This is a genomic window from Acinetobacter sp. SwsAc5, assembly GCF_013391485.1.
GTDB lineage: Bacteria > Pseudomonadota > Gammaproteobacteria > Pseudomonadales > Moraxellaceae > Acinetobacter > Acinetobacter towneri.
Genome location: NZ_JACAXD010000074.1, coordinates 1 through 787, shown reverse-complemented (window position 1 = coordinate 787; position 787 = coordinate 1). Strand labels below are relative to the sequence as shown.

At 34.6% G+C, this 787-nt stretch carries 1 protein-coding gene; it reads left to right on the top strand.

What is annotated here, in order from left to right:
- Window positions 1-273 precede the first annotated feature (273 nt).
- Window positions 274-690 (top strand): hypothetical protein, encoded by a 417-nt coding sequence (locus tag HYG89_RS15905; protein WP_178868381.1) that lies wholly within the window; start codon window positions 274-276, stop codon window positions 688-690.
- The last annotated feature ends 97 nt before the right edge of the window (window positions 691-787 follow it).

Genomic DNA, 787 nt, shown 5'->3' with positions numbered 1-787 from the left:
AAATCATTTGAATGATTTCTTCTTGGTCTACGTGCCATAAAATACTCCATATATTGATGTTTATAACATCATTTGAGGAGCAGAATATCACTTATAGGAGTTGTTCAAATTTACGGATCCATCTCTTAATCGAAGTAACAACAGAATATGGAAATGGATGGGTAGAGTCTCATTTAATTCATTAATTCTTAAAATGGGGGCGATAGTGATAACATAGCTATCAGAATTTTGATGGCTATCTCTGTGAAAAATATTTCTAGTGAGTAGCTTATTATGAACAAGATAATTAAAAGTGGCTTTGTGACTGTAATAATTACTGCTTTGGTTGGTTGTAACAGTGACAGCTCAGATAATTCCAATACACCAACACCAACACCAACACCAACACCAACACCAACACCAACACCAACACCAACAACAGTAGCGGATAAATTGGCTGGAGAGTGGATTCAAGGCTCATCTAACTTAGGTATTTCTGATTGTAATTTAGCTCAGATTGAAATTACTAAAACTGGGAATAATTCAGTAGAAGCCAGTAATGAAGGTGTTCAATATTCTCTATATAATCCTTCATTAAAAATGTGTGGAGGTGAATTGGTTAGCAAGCGTTATCAATTACTTGGAGATCTAATACTAAAAGATATTAAAACTGGTATTAAAAGAGGTGGTCCCACTTGTTTGAACAACTAAAAGCGTATTTATAAGTGATATTCCGCTCTAGTTAAGCCACCTTGTTTTGTTGGGGTAGCTGATCATAGTAAAACTCATTTGGTGTCATTTTGTCTAG

Bases quoted from the DNA above. Each gene is read 5' to 3' on its own strand.
- HYG89_RS15905 (WP_178868381.1), top strand. From the start codon at position 274: ATGAACAAGATAATTAAAAGTGGCTTTGTGACTGTAATAATTACTGCT.